20 protein-coding genes are annotated in these 16,186 nt (G+C 37.6%); all 20 read left to right on the top strand.

Going from position 1 to position 16,186, the window contains the following annotated elements; translation table 11 throughout:
- The first annotated feature begins 109 nt into the window (after positions 1 to 109).
- On the top strand, positions 110 to 1,702 hold the full coding sequence (gene fliF, locus OU989_RS04700; RefSeq protein ID WP_274795960.1) for a flagellar basal-body MS-ring/collar protein FliF: 1,593 nt from the start codon (positions 110 to 112) through the stop codon (positions 1,700 to 1,702).
- A 15-nt stretch (positions 1,703 to 1,717) separates the two neighbouring features.
- A complete protein-coding gene (gene fliG / locus OU989_RS04705) occupies positions 1,718 to 2,731 on the top strand; it encodes a flagellar motor switch protein FliG (RefSeq protein ID WP_248718157.1) in 1,014 nt (337 codons plus the stop codon).
- On the top strand, positions 2,724 to 3,512 hold the full coding sequence (gene fliH, locus OU989_RS04710) for a flagellar assembly protein FliH (protein WP_274795961.1): 789 nt from the start codon (positions 2,724 to 2,726) through the stop codon (positions 3,510 to 3,512). The genes fliG and fliH overlap by 8 nt, the downstream gene beginning before the upstream one ends.
- Positions 3,513 to 3,517: 5 nt before the next feature.
- Positions 3,518 to 4,843 (top strand): flagellar protein export ATPase FliI, encoded by a 1,326-nt coding sequence (gene fliI / locus OU989_RS04715; RefSeq protein WP_274795962.1) that lies wholly within the window; start codon positions 3,518 to 3,520, stop codon positions 4,841 to 4,843.
- On the top strand, positions 4,844 to 5,293 hold the full coding sequence (fliJ, locus tag OU989_RS04720) for a flagellar export protein FliJ (protein WP_274795963.1): 450 nt from the start codon (positions 4,844 to 4,846) through the stop codon (positions 5,291 to 5,293).
- A gap of 4 nt (positions 5,294 to 5,297) precedes the next feature.
- Positions 5,298 to 5,906 carry a MotE family protein gene (locus OU989_RS04725; protein WP_274795964.1) on the top strand — a complete coding sequence of 203 codons (609 nt, stop codon included), beginning with the start codon at positions 5,298 to 5,300 and terminating at the stop codon, positions 5,904 to 5,906.
- 26 nt (positions 5,907 to 5,932) lie between these two features.
- The gene (locus OU989_RS04730; protein WP_274795965.1) at positions 5,933 to 7,180 is read left to right on the top strand and encodes a flagellar hook-length control protein FliK; all 1,248 of its coding nucleotides are present in this window, start codon (positions 5,933 to 5,935) and stop codon (positions 7,178 to 7,180) included.
- Positions 7,181 to 7,182: 2 nt separating this feature from the next.
- Positions 7,183 to 7,875: a flagellar hook assembly protein FlgD gene (flgD, locus tag OU989_RS04735; RefSeq protein ID WP_274795966.1), complete on the top strand. Its 693-nt coding sequence runs from the start codon at positions 7,183 to 7,185 to the stop codon at positions 7,873 to 7,875.
- 15 nt (positions 7,876 to 7,890) lie between these two features.
- A complete protein-coding gene (locus OU989_RS04740; protein ID WP_274795967.1) occupies positions 7,891 to 8,262 on the top strand; it encodes a TIGR02530 family flagellar biosynthesis protein in 372 nt (123 codons plus the stop codon).
- Positions 8,263 to 8,348: 86 nt separating this feature from the next.
- Complete coding sequence (locus OU989_RS04745) at positions 8,349 to 9,317, top strand: flagellar hook-basal body complex protein (RefSeq protein WP_274795968.1); 969 nt, start codon at positions 8,349 to 8,351, stop codon at positions 9,315 to 9,317.
- Positions 9,318 to 9,416: 99 nt separating this feature from the next.
- On the top strand, positions 9,417 to 9,638 hold the full coding sequence (locus OU989_RS04750; RefSeq protein ID WP_274795969.1) for a flagellar FlbD family protein: 222 nt from the start codon (positions 9,417 to 9,419) through the stop codon (positions 9,636 to 9,638).
- Complete coding sequence (gene fliL / locus OU989_RS04755) at positions 9,628 to 10,056, top strand: flagellar basal body-associated protein FliL (RefSeq protein WP_274795971.1); 429 nt, start codon at positions 9,628 to 9,630, stop codon at positions 10,054 to 10,056. Before OU989_RS04750 ends, fliL begins: the two co-directional genes overlap by 11 nt.
- Positions 10,057 to 10,087: 31 nt before the next feature.
- Positions 10,088 to 11,083 (top strand): flagellar motor switch protein FliM, encoded by a 996-nt coding sequence (fliM, locus tag OU989_RS04760; protein ID WP_274795973.1) that lies wholly within the window; start codon positions 10,088 to 10,090, stop codon positions 11,081 to 11,083.
- Positions 11,076 to 12,299: a flagellar motor switch phosphatase FliY gene (gene fliY / locus OU989_RS04765; RefSeq protein ID WP_274795974.1), complete on the top strand. Its 1,224-nt coding sequence runs from the start codon at positions 11,076 to 11,078 to the stop codon at positions 12,297 to 12,299. The genes fliM and fliY overlap by 8 nt, the downstream gene beginning before the upstream one ends.
- Positions 12,300 to 12,320: 21 nt before the next feature.
- On the top strand, positions 12,321 to 12,683 hold the full coding sequence (locus OU989_RS04770) for a response regulator (protein WP_008180756.1): 363 nt from the start codon (positions 12,321 to 12,323) through the stop codon (positions 12,681 to 12,683).
- 4 nt (positions 12,684 to 12,687) lie between these two features.
- Positions 12,688 to 13,368 carry a flagellar biosynthetic protein FliO gene (locus tag OU989_RS04775; RefSeq protein ID WP_274795975.1) on the top strand — a complete coding sequence of 227 codons (681 nt, stop codon included), beginning with the start codon at positions 12,688 to 12,690 and terminating at the stop codon, positions 13,366 to 13,368.
- Positions 13,365 to 14,030, top strand: coding sequence for a flagellar type III secretion system pore protein FliP (gene fliP, locus OU989_RS04780; RefSeq protein ID WP_155590241.1), 666 nt, complete (start codon positions 13,365 to 13,367; stop codon positions 14,028 to 14,030). The genes OU989_RS04775 and fliP overlap by 4 nt, the downstream gene beginning before the upstream one ends.
- Before the next feature lie 13 nt (positions 14,031 to 14,043).
- Positions 14,044 to 14,313 (top strand): flagellar biosynthesis protein FliQ, encoded by a 270-nt coding sequence (gene fliQ / locus OU989_RS04785; RefSeq protein ID WP_274795976.1) that lies wholly within the window; start codon positions 14,044 to 14,046, stop codon positions 14,311 to 14,313.
- 4 nt (positions 14,314 to 14,317) lie between these two features.
- Positions 14,318 to 15,091: a flagellar biosynthetic protein FliR gene (fliR, locus tag OU989_RS04790; RefSeq protein ID WP_274795977.1), complete on the top strand. Its 774-nt coding sequence runs from the start codon at positions 14,318 to 14,320 to the stop codon at positions 15,089 to 15,091.
- A gap of 1 nt (position 15,092) precedes the next feature.
- Complete coding sequence (gene flhB / locus OU989_RS04795) at positions 15,093 to 16,181, top strand: flagellar biosynthesis protein FlhB (RefSeq protein WP_274795978.1); 1,089 nt, start codon at positions 15,093 to 15,095, stop codon at positions 16,179 to 16,181.
- Positions 16,182 to 16,186: the final 5 nt, after the last annotated feature.

Raw genomic sequence — 16,186 nt, forward strand, 5'->3', positions numbered from 1 at the left:
AGATAAGGAGACTCCTTTTCAAAATAGATTAATAACCACTATATAGTGGGCTCATTATGTTCGCAAATTATTGATGGCTAGGTTATTCACTATAACCGGAGGATTCATAATGAATGAACGATTGACGAAAATAAAGAACGACACTAGTCAATTTTGGACGAGTCGAAGTAAAAAGCAAAAAATAGTTATGATTGGATCCCTAGTAGGAGTAATCGCACTAGCTGCCATTGTGACATTTTTTGCTTCAAAAACTACATATGTTCCACTTTATAAAGATTTATCGACAAGGGAGATTGGACAAGTAAAAGAAGCGTTAGATTCTCAAGGTGTAACCTATCAAATTGCTCCAGGTGGAACATCTATTTTGGTGCCAGAAGAGCAAGTTGACGCCTTATTAGTTCAATTAGCTTCAGAGGGGTATCCACAGACAGGTACAATTGATTACTCATTTGCTAATAGTTCAGGATTTGGTATGACAGATAATGAATTTAACCTACTTAAAAAAGCAGCTACTGAAACAGAAATTGCAAAGCTTTTTAAAAATTTAGAAGGTGTTAAAGATGCAAAAGTAATGATTACTGTCCCAGAAGAAGGGGTATTCGTTACGGATGTTCAAGAAGAGGCAACAGCATCTATTGTATTAAATACAGACCCCGGCTATAAATTCACAGAACAGCAAATTACTACTATGTACAATTTGGTGTCCAAAAGTATTCCAAATTTAAAAACTGATAATATTGTGATCTCTAACCAATTCTCAGAGTACTTTGATTTGAATGCCGCCACAGCAGATGGAACTTCTACAACAACTGCTGAAGGTCAATTACAAATGAAGAAATTAGTTGAACGTGATCTACAGCGTCAAGTACAAAATATGCTTGGCACATTAATGGGACAAGATAAAGTGATGGTTTCTGTCACAACAGATATTGATTTCAAAAAAGAAAATCGAGAAGAAAATCTTGTGACACCTGTTGATGAGGAAAATATGGAAGGTATTGCGATTAGTGCTCAACGAATTACAGAGCAATATTCTGGTACTGGAGCAGCAGCAGCTGGAACACCTGAAGCTGAAACAACTACTGATAACTTTACTACTTATAACGAAGGTGCTACGGGGAACGGGGATTATGAACGTACAGAAGAGACGATTAATAATGATGTAAACCGTATCCGTAAAGACATCCAAGAAGCTCCTTATAAAATTCAAGATATTGGGATTCAAGTCATTGTTGAACCACCGACAGCGGCTGACGCAGCATCGTTACCAGATGGTGTCCGTGAAGATATTGAGAAAATTTTAAGTACGATTGTTCGTACAACGATCTCCAAAGACGTTGCAGCAGAACTTACACAAGAGCAAATTGATGAAAAAGTAGCCGTATCTGTACAACCACTATACGGTAAGGCAACAGAGATTGCTGACGAAAAGCCTGTTATTCCATGGTGGGTTTGGGTTATTGGCGGTATCTTATTAGCCGTTATTTTACTACTTGCGTTCTTTATTATCCGTTCACGTAAACGTGCGAAGGAAGAAGAAGAGCTAAGTATCCTAGAAGAACAAGAAGAATTAATGATTGATGATATTAATGAAGAAATTGAAACGGAAGCTACAATGCGTCGTAAGCAGCTTGAAAAAATGGCTAAAGAAAAGCCAGATGATTTTGCGAAATTACTGCGTAGTTGGATTGCTGAAGACTAACTAGGAGGTTCGGCTGTGTCCAAGAAAGAAAAGGAATTAACCGGAAAACAAAAGGCCGCACTCTTGTTAATATCATTAGGGCCTGAGGTTTCAGCTTCTGTTTATAAACATTTAACAGAGGAAGAGATTGAACGTTTAACTTTAGAAATTTCGAGTGTTAAAAAAGTAGAAGCAAATGTTAAAGAAGAGATTATCGAAGAATTTCATAATATCGCACTAGCACAAGACTATATCACACAAGGTGGTATTGGCTATGCGAAAACTGTTTTAGAAAAAGCGCTCGGAGTTGAACAAGCACAAACGATTATTAATCGTTTAACTTCTTCTTTGCAAGTGCGTCCGTTTGATTTTGCACGAAGAGCTGATCCAGCACAAATTTTCAACTTTATCCAAAATGAACATCCACAAACAATTGCCCTGATTCTCTCCTATTTAGAGGCGGGGCAAGCGGGTGTTATTTTATCTTCATTACCACAGGAAGTACAAGCTGATATTGCTAAACGTATTGCGGTTATGGAGTCGACTTCCCCAGAAGTGATTAGTGAAATTGAATCTGTGTTAGAACGTAAATTATCGTCAACCGTGACACAGGATTACACGGAAACGGGTGGTATTGATGCAGTCGTTGAAGTTTTAAATGGTGTAGATCGACAAACAGAAAAAACAATCCTAGATGCACTCGAAATACAAGATCCAGAGCTTGCAGAGGAAATCAAGAAACGTATGTTTGTGTTCGAAGATATCGTTACACTCGACAATCGTTCTATACAGCGTGTTATTCGCGATTGTGAAAACGAAGACTTACTGCTTTCAATGAAGGTATCAAGTGAAGAAGTGAAAGATATTATTTTCCGCAATATGTCACAACGTATGGCGGAAACCTTTAAAGAAGAAATGGAGATTATGGGACCTGTACGATTACGTGATGTAGAGGAAGCACAATCTCGAATTGTTGCTGTTATTCGTCGTCTAGAGGATGCTGGAGAGATTATCATTGCTCGTGGTGGAGGAGATGACGTCATTGTCTAGAATCATCCGTTCTATTTACACACAATCCGATAGCGATAATGTTAAGGAAATACAAATCCGTGATATGTTTGAGCCGATTGAGCCTGAACAAGTTGATATGCCGCGACAGTATGAATTATCAATGGATGACATATTGGCAGAGCGAGATCAGTTACTTGCAGAAGCTAGATCTATGCTGCAAACAGAGCGTGAGAAGTTTGAACAAGAAAAGCAAATGCACTTTCAAGAGATTGAACACTTGAAACTCAGTTGGGAAGAAGAGAGACCAAATCGAGTTCAAGAAGCTTATGATGAAGGATTTGGGCAAGGTTATGAAGATGGTATGAACAAAGCTACTGAAGCGATGGCCCAGTCTCTTCAAACAGCAAATGAAATTATTATTCAAGCTAAAGAAAATGCTCAAAAATATATTGATGATCAAGAAGCAGTTATTTTAGAGCTTGGTCTAACTGCTGCTGAACGAATTATTGGCACGTCATTAGAACAGAATAGCGAACTGTTTGTGTCGATTGTACGCAGAGGATTAAAAGAAGCAAGAGAAATGAAAGAAATTAAAATTTATGTTTCTCCAGCTTATTATGCTTTAATTACAGCCAACCGTGATGAATTAGCAGAAATGTTCCCAATTGACGTACCGTTTATGATTTTTGTAAATGAAGATTTGGAGAATGAAACAGATTGCTATATTGAAACAAATCATGGTCGTATTATGGTTAGTATTGATGAGCAATTGAATGAGCTTAGGTTAAAGCTACATGAAATATTAGAAAGTAAGGAATGATCTTGATGAAAACGGCTCAATTAATCGAACATATTCCTCATATACCTACGTTTAAAAAGTTTGGTAGAGTAACTAGAGTTGTCGGCTTGATGATTGAGTCGCAAGGTCCAGATAGTTCCATTGGTGATGTTTGTAAAATTCATGTGGATACAATAAATAACGGTCACCAGATTATTTTAGCAGAGGTTGTGGGTTTTAAAGATGAAATTGTGATCTTAATGCCTTTCACCTCTTTACGTGAAATATCGATAGGCTGCCTTGTTGAAGGGACGGGAGCTCCATTAGAGGTAAAGGTGGGACCTGAATTAATTGGTAAAGTATTGGATTCTATGGGGAATCCAATCGATGGTACCTTATTACCGAAGGGGCTAATGACAGTTCCGACTGAGCAAGATCCACCAAATCCACTGACACGTCCACCAATCAATGAAAGACTCGAAGTAGGGGTTAAAGCTATTGACGGCATGTTAACAGTTGGGAATGGTCAACGTGTTGGGATATTCGCTGGTTCTGGTGTTGGGAAAAGTACGTTACTTGGTATGATTGCGAGAAATACCCAAGCTGATTTAAATGTCATTGCACTAATTGGAGAGCGTGGTCGAGAGGTCCGTGAATTTATAGAACGTGATTTAGGGTCTGAAGGTTTAAGTCGCTCTATTGTTGTAGCAGCCACTTCAGATCAACCAGCACTCATGCGAATTAAAGGGGCATTTACTGCTACAGCGATTGCCGAATATTTTAGAAATCGTGGCTTAAATGTCATGCTTATGATGGACTCCGTTACTCGTGTTGCTATGGCACAACGAGAAATAGGACTAGCCACGGGGGAACCCCCTGCACAAAAAGGTTACACGCCTTCTGTATTTGCGATATTACCAAAATTATTAGAACGTACAGGTACGAATGAAAAAGGTTCAATTACAGCATTCTATACAGTTTTAGTAGATGGTGATGATATGAATGAACCAATTGCGGATACGGTCCGAGGGATATTAGATGGACATATTGTATTGGATCGAAACCTTGCCAATAAAGGTCAATATCCAGCGATAAATGTCTTAAAAAGCGTGAGCCGTCTAATGAATCATGTTGCAGAGCCAGAACATAAAAAAGCTGCTGAGCGATTAAGAGAGCTCTATTATACATATGACAAATCAGAGGATTTGATCAATATTGGTGCTTACAAAAGAGGAACATCTAAAGAAATTGATGAAGCAATTTATTATGAACCTCTCATTACAACTTATCTTAAACAAGGTTACTTAGACAAAGTAACATTAGAAGAGAGTGTAAACGAATTAATAACATTATCGAACGGTGGTGGAAAATAGATGGTCAGTTATGTGTATCGTTTTGAAAAAGTATTAACTATTCGTGAGCAAGAAAAAAACGAAACCGAAATGGCTTATAAGGAAGCTGTCCGTTCTTTTGAAGAAATAGCAACAAAATTATATGAATTACTGAAAAAGAAAGAGGATTTAATTGCGTTTCAGCAGGAGCGGTTAACGATCGGCTCATCTATTGATGAAATTCATCACTATAGTCGTTTTATTGATAGTCTTGAGAAAACAATTGCAGATGTGCAACAGAAAGTGATACAAGCTCGAGCAAAGATGAATTGGCACGAAGAAAAATTATTAGAAAAAAACTTGGAAGTACGTAAATTTGAAAAAATGAGAGAAAAGGATTTTAAGCTATTCCGACAAGAGCAAGATCGTATAGAGAGCCTTTTTTTAGACGAAATTTCATTACAAACGTATAACAAGAGAGAAATCAGGTGATTTCATGGCGAAAAAAGACAATCGATTAACAGCAGATTTAATAGAAGAGCAACCAAAGAAAAAAAAGGGGGGCTTTTTAAAGTTTTTTACTTGGATTGTACTGCCAATTATGTTTGTAGTAGCAGTTTTACTTGTTGTGGCAACGTTAATGAATACGAATGTATTTGATTTAGGAAAAAAAGCGATAGGTAGTTTACCTTTTATGCCAACAGAAGAGCAACAAGCAAAAGATGCTGTCGTTAATAACGACTCTAAAATAGTCAATTTACAGGCAGAGATACAAGAAAAAGAAGCAGAAATTACACAGCTACAAAAGAAGCTAGATACAACAACAACCGAAAAAGAGAAGCTAATGACAGAAAAAGAACAGCTTCAGTTTGAAATAGAAAAATTGAATCGAGAGCAAGATGAAGTAAAGCGTGATTTCAACGATATTTTATCGACGTTTGATAAGATGTCTCCTAAAGCAGCGGCACCTGTGTTGATCAATATGAGTGATACAGAAGCACTACGAATTTTAACGAATTTAAAGCCTGATAAATTAGCAGCTATATTAGAGAAAATGGATGCTAAAGATGCAGCAAAATATACTGAACTGATGGCTAAACAATAGGATTCGTGAAAGGGGGTGAAACAACAATGGATGTAGCAATGATGCAAATGATGACTAAAGCAGCGCCTACTAAAACAACAAAACCAACAACAGTTAGTAGTACGGAAGGCAAGATCAATGGAACATCGTCTAAAGATAATATATCAAAATTCGGGACGGTTTTTGGCCAAATGATGTCGTCTTCAACGCAAACAAACCAATCCTCGCAGACAACTGTAACAAATGAGCTAGATGATTTACAATCTATTTTATATGCTGGGTCAATGGAGGAAGTACTAGATTTACTAGGGATCCCCCATGATGATGGTTTATTAATGCTTCAGCTTGGTGAAGACGGAAAAGCAGTGGCGATGGATGAAATGCTTAATTTAGACAATATATTAAACGCCTTAGGTATTGATGAAGAGCAACTGCAAAAAGTAGTTCAACAGCTGCTAGGAGAGGAAAAGGAAGCTAGTGATGTTTGGGAGCTATTATCATTAGTGGATGCACAAGCCCCGATCCTACAAGCACAAATAGGTACTGCATTACAGGGGGAAGGTCAAGTAACACCGAAAGAGGCAACACAGCTTCTTCAAGTGTTGAAGCTAGCCCAATTGGTAGGACAGAAAACGGACTTAACATCAAACCAAGAAAACTTGTTATCTTCGGTTAAAGATATTTTAACGTCATTGCAAACGCAAGTAGGAACACAAGTATCACCAAAAACAACAATAACTTTCCCACTACAAGGTTTTCAGCAAGTCCAAGTAACGAAGCAGAGTGAGACAAGTACGAATGATATGGTGACACCACAAACCGTTCAAACAAAACCAGATACATTCCAGGTAACATTACCAACTGCCAAACCTGCTCAGTCAGAAGCTTTATTAAAAGAAATGCAAGCCATAATTAATAGAGCACAAATTTCTAATGCACAAGGGATCACTCGTTTAACGATTAAACTGTATCCGGAAAACCTAGGGACCGTTCGTATTGAACTTGTCCAAAATGATGGTGTACTGACAGCTCGTCTACTAGCTTCTACAGCTCATGGACGTGAGTTACTTGACAGTCAAGCACACCAGTTAAAGCAAGCGTTTGTTCAGCAAAACATTCAAGTGGATCGTCTGGATATCGCACAATCACTGCAGGATGCGGATCGTCAACAACGGGATCAAAGCTTCTTCAATAATTTCTTTAAGCAGCAGCAAGATGATGAGCAAGAACAAAACAATAATGATGACGATGAAGGATTATCCTTTAGTGACTATTTAATCAATGAGGAGGTGTAACAATGGCAGATGCAACTACGACGAAAGCGACCAATCAGGCTATAACAGACGACCTTTATTACTCTAATTATAGAAAACCTACGAAGCAAACAGGTAATAGTGAACTTGGTAAGGATGCCTTTCTACAATTGTTAATAACACAATTACAGCATCAGGATCCTACGAATCCGATGGATGACCGAGAATTTATTTCTCAGATGGCACAGTTTTCTTCTTTAGAGCAAATGCAAAACATGACAAAGGCCATGGAATCTTTACTAGCATCACAGCAACAAACACAAATGATGAGTTATTCGACATTTGTTGGCAAAGAAGTTAAATGGCATGAAATTACAGAAGAGAAAGATGAAAAAGGGAATCCTGTTGTTAATGAAGGAACAGGCGTTATCGAGTCCCTTAAATTTGTTGATGGAAGTGTTGTATTCGTTTTAGCTGATGGGAAAGAAATAACTCCGGGCAATATTTCAGGAATCTTAGGTGGCTCTGGAACAAATACCACTGGTGATAACACAGCTACAGAATCTCCACTCGTGCAGGCAAGTAAATTGATTGGTAAAAATGTGACGTATAAAGATGGAGAACAAGAATTACAAGGGCGAATCGTTTCTGTTTCAAATAAAGATGGCGTCATTTATTACGTTTTAGATAATGATAAAAAACTAACAGATAAAGATTTTACTGTAATTAGCGAATAAAGGTGGAGAAAAGTGATGGATAAGTTTTCAATTCATCGTGTACCCTTGCATCCATCTATTCGCACAACACAGCCTACATCACTCAATTCACAGCAATCTTCGTTTAAAGCGCATTTACAAGAAGCGGCAAAGCAAGAGCTAAAGGTGAGCAAGCATGCGCATGAACGAATGATGGAGCGCAAAATCGATATCTCTGAACAAGAATGGCAGGTTGTATCGGATAAGGTATTTGAAGCACGCTCAAAAGGTGTCAAACAACCATTAGTTTTGATGGATCAAGCAGCTTTAATTATCAGTGCTAAAAACGCGACTGTCATTACAGCAATGGATCGCACGGAAGCAAAGCAACAGCTATTTACAAATATTGATGGCACGATTGTACTATAAAGGCCGGACCTTCTTACGTAAGGAAGCCTTAGTGATGCTGATTGATAGAGGCTCACACATAAAAAATGAAGGGAGAACGACAACTTATGTTACGTTCTATGTATTCAGGTATTTCAGGTCTTAAAAACTTCCAAACAAAGCTAGATGTTATTGGTAATAACATCGCGAATGTTAATACTGTGGGCTTTAAAAAAGGTCGAGTTCTTTTTAAAGATTTAATGTCTCAGACACAAGCTGGTGCATCTGCAGCAACTGCTACTCGAGGTGGGGTTAACCCGCAACAAGTTGGTTTGGGCGCTCAATTAGCAGCTATTGATACAATACATGGCGGCGGCTCATTACAAAGTACCGGACGTGGACTTGACTTAGGGATTGAAGGAGATGGCTTCTTTATGGTAGCCGATGCAAATGGAGCTCCAGACCCAGATAGTGGTTTTATTGATGATGAAGGATTTAATAATACTTTATTTACCCGCAATGGTGTCTTCTACATGGATAGTAATGGCTATATAGTAAATGCAGATGGGAAATATTTAGTGGGTGTAACTGCAGGAGAAGATATCGTTATGGAAACTGATGATGATGGTATTAATCCAGATGATGCACCAGTTGCTTCTGGAGATGAAGGTGCAAACTTATTTGATGATGAAGGTGTACTAACACCTGATGATGGAACTGTGGGACCAATACGTATCCCAACGACTGCTAAAGAGATTAGCATCGGGGCTAATGGTACGATTGAATATGTAGACCTAAACGGTGATCGTAAATGGGCAGGTCAGCTAGTTATGGCTAAATTCCCAAATGCTGGAGGTCTTTCTAAGGTTGGTGGGAACTATTATCAACAAACTGCTAACTCTGGTGCTGCTTATGCACAAGTAGCCACTGTTGCAGGGATGGGTAAAGTAGTGCCAGGGACAGTAGAAATGTCCAATGTTGACCTTTCAGAAGAATTTACAGAGATGATTGTAGCGCAACGTGGTTTCCAAGCAAATACACGTATTATTACTACTTCGGATGAAGTGTTACAAGAGCTAGTAAACTTAAAACGATAATCTTATAGTGTAGTCCTTTCAAAGTGGACTTTTAATAAAACATATTTTCATATGAGGGAGGGTCGGGCCGGCTCTCATGCTAGACCCGGCCCTATTTCAATGATAGAGCTAACACGTCTTAGTGGCAAAGCATTTACATTAAACGCTTTATACATAGAAACAGTCGAATCTTTCCCAGATACGACTATTACTTTAACAACTGGAACAAAAGTAATTGTTTTAGAGAGTGAAGATGAGGTGCGACAAAAGGTAACTGCCTTTTATAACAATATACAAATTTTATCCAACCCGCATCTACGAGGTGAAAAAGATGAAGAATAATAAAATGTTAACAATGATTATTATTTTGCTAGTGGCAGTCATACTGATTGGGGTTATTTTGTTTGTATTGCTTACACAATTTAATAAACCAACAGGAGCTGTTGAGCCATCCATTGACGAGATTGTAGAGTCCACAGTGGAGGTACCAGAAATCACAACAAATCTTGCTGATAAAAGAGTTGTGCGCTTGTCATTAAAAATTCAAACAACAAGTAAAGATGCTGCTGCAGAATTAACAAAGCGTGTTTTCCAAGTGCAAAACATTGCCATTCAAGAGCTTTCTGAAATGGAGCAAAAGGATTTAGAAGGTAAGCAAGGCAAACAAATTTTCCAAAAATCATTAAAAACAAGGTTAAATGAATTGATGCAAGAGGGAGAAGTTCAGGAAGTATATTTTACCTCCTTCATCACTCAATAAAACAGAAACTGCTTGAAATGGAGGTGGGCAAATGGCAGGAGATGTGTTATCTCAATCCGAGATAGATGCGCTGCTTTCCGCTATATCAACTGGCGAAATGTCAGCAGATGACATAAAAAAAGAGGATGAGGTTCGCAAAGTTAAAGTATATGACTTTAAACGTGCACTTAGATTCTCAAAAGATCAAATCCGAAGTTTGACCCGAATACATGAAAATTTTGCACGATTATTGACAACCTTCTTCTCTGCACAACTTAGAAGCTATGTGCAGATTACGGTTGCATCAGTAGACCAAATACCATTTGAAGAGTTTGTTCGTTCGATTCCGAATATGACACTCATTAATGTGTTTGAAGTGCCACCATTAGATGGTAATATATTGATGGAAATAAATCCGAACATTGCCTATTCCATGTTAGATCGTTTAATGGGCGGTAGTGGGGCGAGTCATAGTAATGTAGATAATCTAACTGAAATTGAAACTAAAATTATGACAAACCTTTTTGAACGTTCATTCGATAATTTACGCGAGGCATGGGAAAATGTAGCGGAAATCGATCCGATTTTAGTGGAGCTTGAAGTAAATCCACAATTTTTACAAATGATTTCACCAAATGAAACAGTTGTTGTCATTTCGTTAAATACAATCATTGGTGAGACAAGCGGCATGATTAATATTTGTATTCCTCATGTTGTATTAGAGCCAATTGTTCCAAATCTTTCTGTTCGCTATTGGATGCAAACCAATACAAAAGAAATGTCTCCAGAACAAACAAAAATGCTGGAAACGCGTGTGAAACAAGCTCAATTACCACTTTCAGTTGAATTAGGTTTAACAGACATCACAATCGAAGATTTTCTTACAATGCAAGTTGGCGATGTTATTCAGTTAGATCAAAAAATTGAAGACCCATTACTATTGAAAGTAGGAACATTGCCGAAGTTTACTGTTCAACCAGGTAAGCAAGGTAAAAAATTAGCAATCCAGATTATCGACCCTTTGAAAGGAGGAGACGAAGATGAGTGATGAAATGCTCTCCCAAGAAGAAATTGAAGCGTTATTAAGGGGCGAGACGTTGGAAGATAAAAACAGCGACACTGCAGCTTCTTCAAATGATGAAACAAATGAAATTAGAGTAGAGGATTACCTAGATTCGTTTGCACAAGATGCATTAGGTGAGGTAGGTAATATTTCTTTTGGAAGCTCTGCTACAGCTCTTTCTGCGTTATTAGGTCAAAAAGTTGATATTACTACACCAAGTATTTCAATGATCAATCGCAATAAATTAGAAGAGGAATTTCCTCATCCTTATGTGGCTGTTCAAGTGGAATACACGATTGGTTTAACGGGTATGAATTTACTTGTTATTAAACAATCGGATGCAGCCATTATTGCTGATTTAATGTTAGGTGGCGATGGATTAAATCCAAAGCCAGACTTAGGTGAAATTCAGTTAAGTGCTGTTCAAGAGGCAATGAACCAAATGATGGGTTCAGCGGCAACATCAATGTCAACAGTATTCAACAAAAAAGTGGATATCTCTCCACCGACAATAGATTTAATGAATATTTCACAAGACGAAGGTCGAGAGAATATACCAGAAGATGATTTACTCGTTAAAGTTTCATTTAGACTGCGAATTGGTAATTTAATTGATTCAAATTTAATGCAGCTCTTACCGCTTAAATTTAGTCAAAACATCGTAAAATCTCTATTAGGTGAAACAGAGTCAATTGAAGAACCAGTGGCTGCTACTATTGCTCCTGAAGCACCTCCAGTTGCACCAACGCCTGTTCAACAATCGGTGCCTGCAACACCGCCACCTGCCCAACCAATTTATGAGCAGCCGGCAGCACCAATGCAGCAACCTATATATCAGGAGCAACCACAGTTTACGCAACCATCAAGGCCTGCCCAACCTGTGAATGTGCAACAAGCACAGTTTGCTAGCTTCGATACAAATGTAATCTCTCAATCTGAAGCTAGAAATTTAAATATGCTACTTGATATTCCATTGCAAGTTACTGTAGAGTTAGGACGTACGAAGCGTTCTGTAAAAGAGATTTTAGAACTATCAAGTGGTTCGATTATTGAACTAGATAAATTAGCCGGGGAACCGGTTGATATTTTAGTGAATAGTCGTTTAATCGCTAAGGGTGAAGTTGTTGTTATTGATGAGAACTTTGGTGTCCGTATTACAGATGTTTTAAGTCAAGCAGAACGTTTAAATAATTTAAGATAGTTTCAATTGGAGGAGTTAACCATGTCTAAAAGAATTTTGATTGTAGACGATGCTGCATTTATGCGCATGATGATCAAGGATATTTTATCAAAAAATGGATTTGAAGTTGTTGGAGAGGCAGCAGATGGTTTACAGGCTGTTGAAAAGTACAATGAATTAAAACCAGATTTAGTAACAATGGATATTACAATGCCAGAGATGGATGGTATTGCTGCTCTTAAAGCAATTAAGGGTTCTGATCCAAGTGCAACTGTAATTATGTGCTCAGCAATGGGACAACAAGCAATGGTAATCGATGCAATTCAAGCTGGTGCAAAGGACTTTATCGTTAAGCCTTTCCAAGCAGATCGAGTAATTGAAGCGATTCAAAAAGCACTAGGATGATTGCATGAAAATGTTAAAATCATTTCGTTTAACGATGATTTTCGCATTTCTTGTAACCTTCCTGTTTTTATACCCAACACCAGCTTCTGTCTATGCAGACGCTGATACGAATAGTGTCACGGATTGCATTCAAAACCCAGAAGCTTGTAATGGAGATACTACTGATCCAGCTGCTAAACAAGAGACAAATGTATCAGCAGCTGGAGATATATCTGCATGGGAATACATAAAAATGGTTTTGGCGCTTATTTTTGTTGTAGCTTTATTTTATGGATTGATGAAGTTTTTAAACAAGCGAAATTTAAACTTCCAACGTAATCAAATGGTACAAAATTTAGGCGGTTTATCGTTAGGTGCTCAAAAATCGGTTCAGCTTTTACAAGTAGGTAAGACATTGTATCTAGTTGGTGTTGGAGAAGACGTTCAACTGTTACGTGAAATTACTGATCCAGAAGAAGTTGAAGCATTGTTAGCACTATATAACGAAAGGCAAGAACTTGCAGCAACATCACCGTATATTGCAGAAGTATTATCTAAATTTAAGAAAAAAGATCAAGTAAGCGTGCGCAATGAACAAAAGCAAGACTCATTTGGCACATTATTTGAAAAAAAGATATCCGAAATAAAACAGGAGCGTAGTGACGAGATAGAGAGATGGAAGCAAAAGGAGAAGGATGATAAATGAATGATTTAATCAATGTTTTTTCCAATAGCGATCCTACCAACGTCTCTACATCTGTTAAGCTCTTACTTTTACTAACTGTTTTATCACTTGCACCGAGTATATTAATTTTGATGACATCCTTTGCTCGTATTGTGATTGTCCTATCCTTTGTGCGTACGGCATTAGCTACACAGCAAATGCCACCCAATCAAGTGATTATCGGTCTGGCACTATTTTTAACGTTCTTTATTATGGCGCCAACTTTTCAAGAGGTTAATAAAGAGGCATTACAGCCGTTATTTGCTGAAGAAATTGGACTGGAAGAAGCTTATGATCGTGCAAGTGTGCCATTTAAAGAGTTTATGAGTAAGCATACAAGGCAAAAAGATCTTGATTTGTTTTTATCGTATAATCAAGCAGAAAAACCAGCATCAGTCGAAGAAATACCTCTGACAATGCTCGTTCCTGCATTTGCTTTGAGTGAAATAAAAACAGCATTTCAAATTGGATTTATGATTTTTATACCATTCCTCGTAATCGATATGATTGTTGCAAGTACATTAATGTCGATGGGGATGATGATGTTACCACCAGTAATGATTTCTTTGCCATTTAAGATTTTATTATTTGTTCTCGTCGATGGCTGGTATCTCGTTATGAAATCGTTACTACAAAGTTTTTAGGGGATGATACAGTATGACAGGTGAATTGGTTATTTCCATTGCAGAGCGTGCCATTATGATTATCCTTCTAACAAGCGGTCCGCTACTTTTAGTTGCCTTAGTTACTGGATTAGCGGTCAGTGTTTTTCAAGCAACAACTTCCATTCAAGAGCAAACATTAGCATTCGTACCAAAAATCATTGCTGTCTTTGTGGCCATTGTGTTTTTTGGCCCATGGATGTTATCTCAAGTAATTAGCTATGCGAGAGACATTTTTGAGAATTTAACGCGTTATATAGGGTGAGTCCATGAATGAATTAATTCCGCATTTAACGGTTTTCTTATTAGTACTTGTGCGAGTTTCAGCATTTTTTGTTACAGTACCATTTTTTTCGTATAGGACCATCCCGCCACAAGTCAAAATTACTCTCGCATTGGTATTAGCTTGGATGATGTATTATACACTGGATGTTGAGCCATTTGCTTTTAATGATGAATACATATTATTAGTGATGAAAGAGGCACTTGTTGGACTGTTATTTGGTCTTATTGGCTATATCATCATGTCCGCAATACAAATTGCCGGAAGCTTTATAGATTTTCAAATGGGATTTGCCATCGCCAATATCATTGACCCACAAACGGGTGCACAAAGCCCATTAATTGGTCAGTTTTTTAATATGCTAGCACTTCTTTTATTGCTAGCTATTGATGGGCATCATATGATTTTAAACGGCATTTACTATAGCTATCAATTTTTACCGATGGATCAATTTCCTAGTTTTGCGAATGAAAACTTTCCGCAGTTCATCATCACAACTTTCACAGCCGTTTTCGCGATAGCATTCCAAATGGCTGCTCCTGTGGTGGCAACCTTATTTTTAGTCGATTTAGCTTTGGGTATTACTGCGAAAACAGTGCCCCAATTAAATATATTTGTTGTAGGTTTCCCTATTAAAATTGGTGTTAGTTTTTTAGTGTTGTTTACAATGATGGCTGTAATGATTCAAGTTATTCAAAAGCTCATTACAATTATGATCTATGGTATACGTGATTTAATGGCCATTTTAGGTGGTGGATAATATGAAACTACTACTGAATTTAGATATACAGTTTTTTTCAGGGGAAAAAACAGAAAAGGCGACACCTAAAAAACGTCAGGATGCTCGAAAAAAAGGACAGGTCGTAAAGAGTCAGGATATTACTAGTGCCATTGTCATGCTTATGGTATTTATCTTTTTATTTTTTTTCGCCGGAACTTTACGGGACGAGCTACTAGCTTTTTTTAGGCAAACTTTTATTCATAACATACGCATCGAAACATTGACTATTGATAGTGTGATGCACTTATTTACAGAAACATTGATACAAATGGCTTTTATAGTTGTACCGATTATGGCAATTGCAGTGGTTGGAGCACTGGCAGGTAACTTTCTGCAGTTTGGCTTTCTCTTTACATTAGAGCCAATGAAATTTGATTTGAAAAAGATGGACCCTATTAAAGGGTTAAAAAAGATATTTTCTGTTAAAGCCATTGTTGAGTTACTGAAGTCTGTCTTAAAGATAGGCTTTATCGGAAGTGTGACAACGATCATTATTTGGACAAACTTACCGGAAGTTTTAGCACTATCTTTTAAAAGCCCGTGGATGACGCTCATAACAGTAGGGAAGCTTGTTGGCATTATGGGTATAGCGGCTTCTTTAGTTTTACTTTGTGTATCCCTCTTAGACTGGATTTATCAAAAATATGAATATGAAAAAAATCTTAAAATGTCTAAGCAAGATATTAAAGATGAATATAAAAATAGTGAGGGTGACCCTCTGATTAAATCAAAAATCAAACAACGACAACGTGAAATGGCCATGCGACGTATGATGTCAGAGGTGCCAAGTGCAGATGTTGTCATCACTAACCCTACTCACTATGCGATTGCCCTCAAATATGATGAGGATAGCATGGATGCCCCACGTATAATTGCTAAGGGGACAGACTTTATCGCTCAAAAAATTAAACTGATTGCCAAAGAACATGACGTCATTATGGTTGAAAATAGACCATTAGCACGTGCTATGTATGATCAAGTTGAAATTGGTGATCAAGTACCAGAGGAATTTTTTAAAGCAGTAGCAGAAATACTTGCTTATGTTTACCGCATTAAGCGAAAAATTTAAAGCTT

This window comes from Lysinibacillus irui, assembly GCF_028877475.1.
Classification (GTDB): Bacteria; Bacillota; Bacilli; order Bacillales_A; family Planococcaceae; genus Lysinibacillus; species Lysinibacillus irui.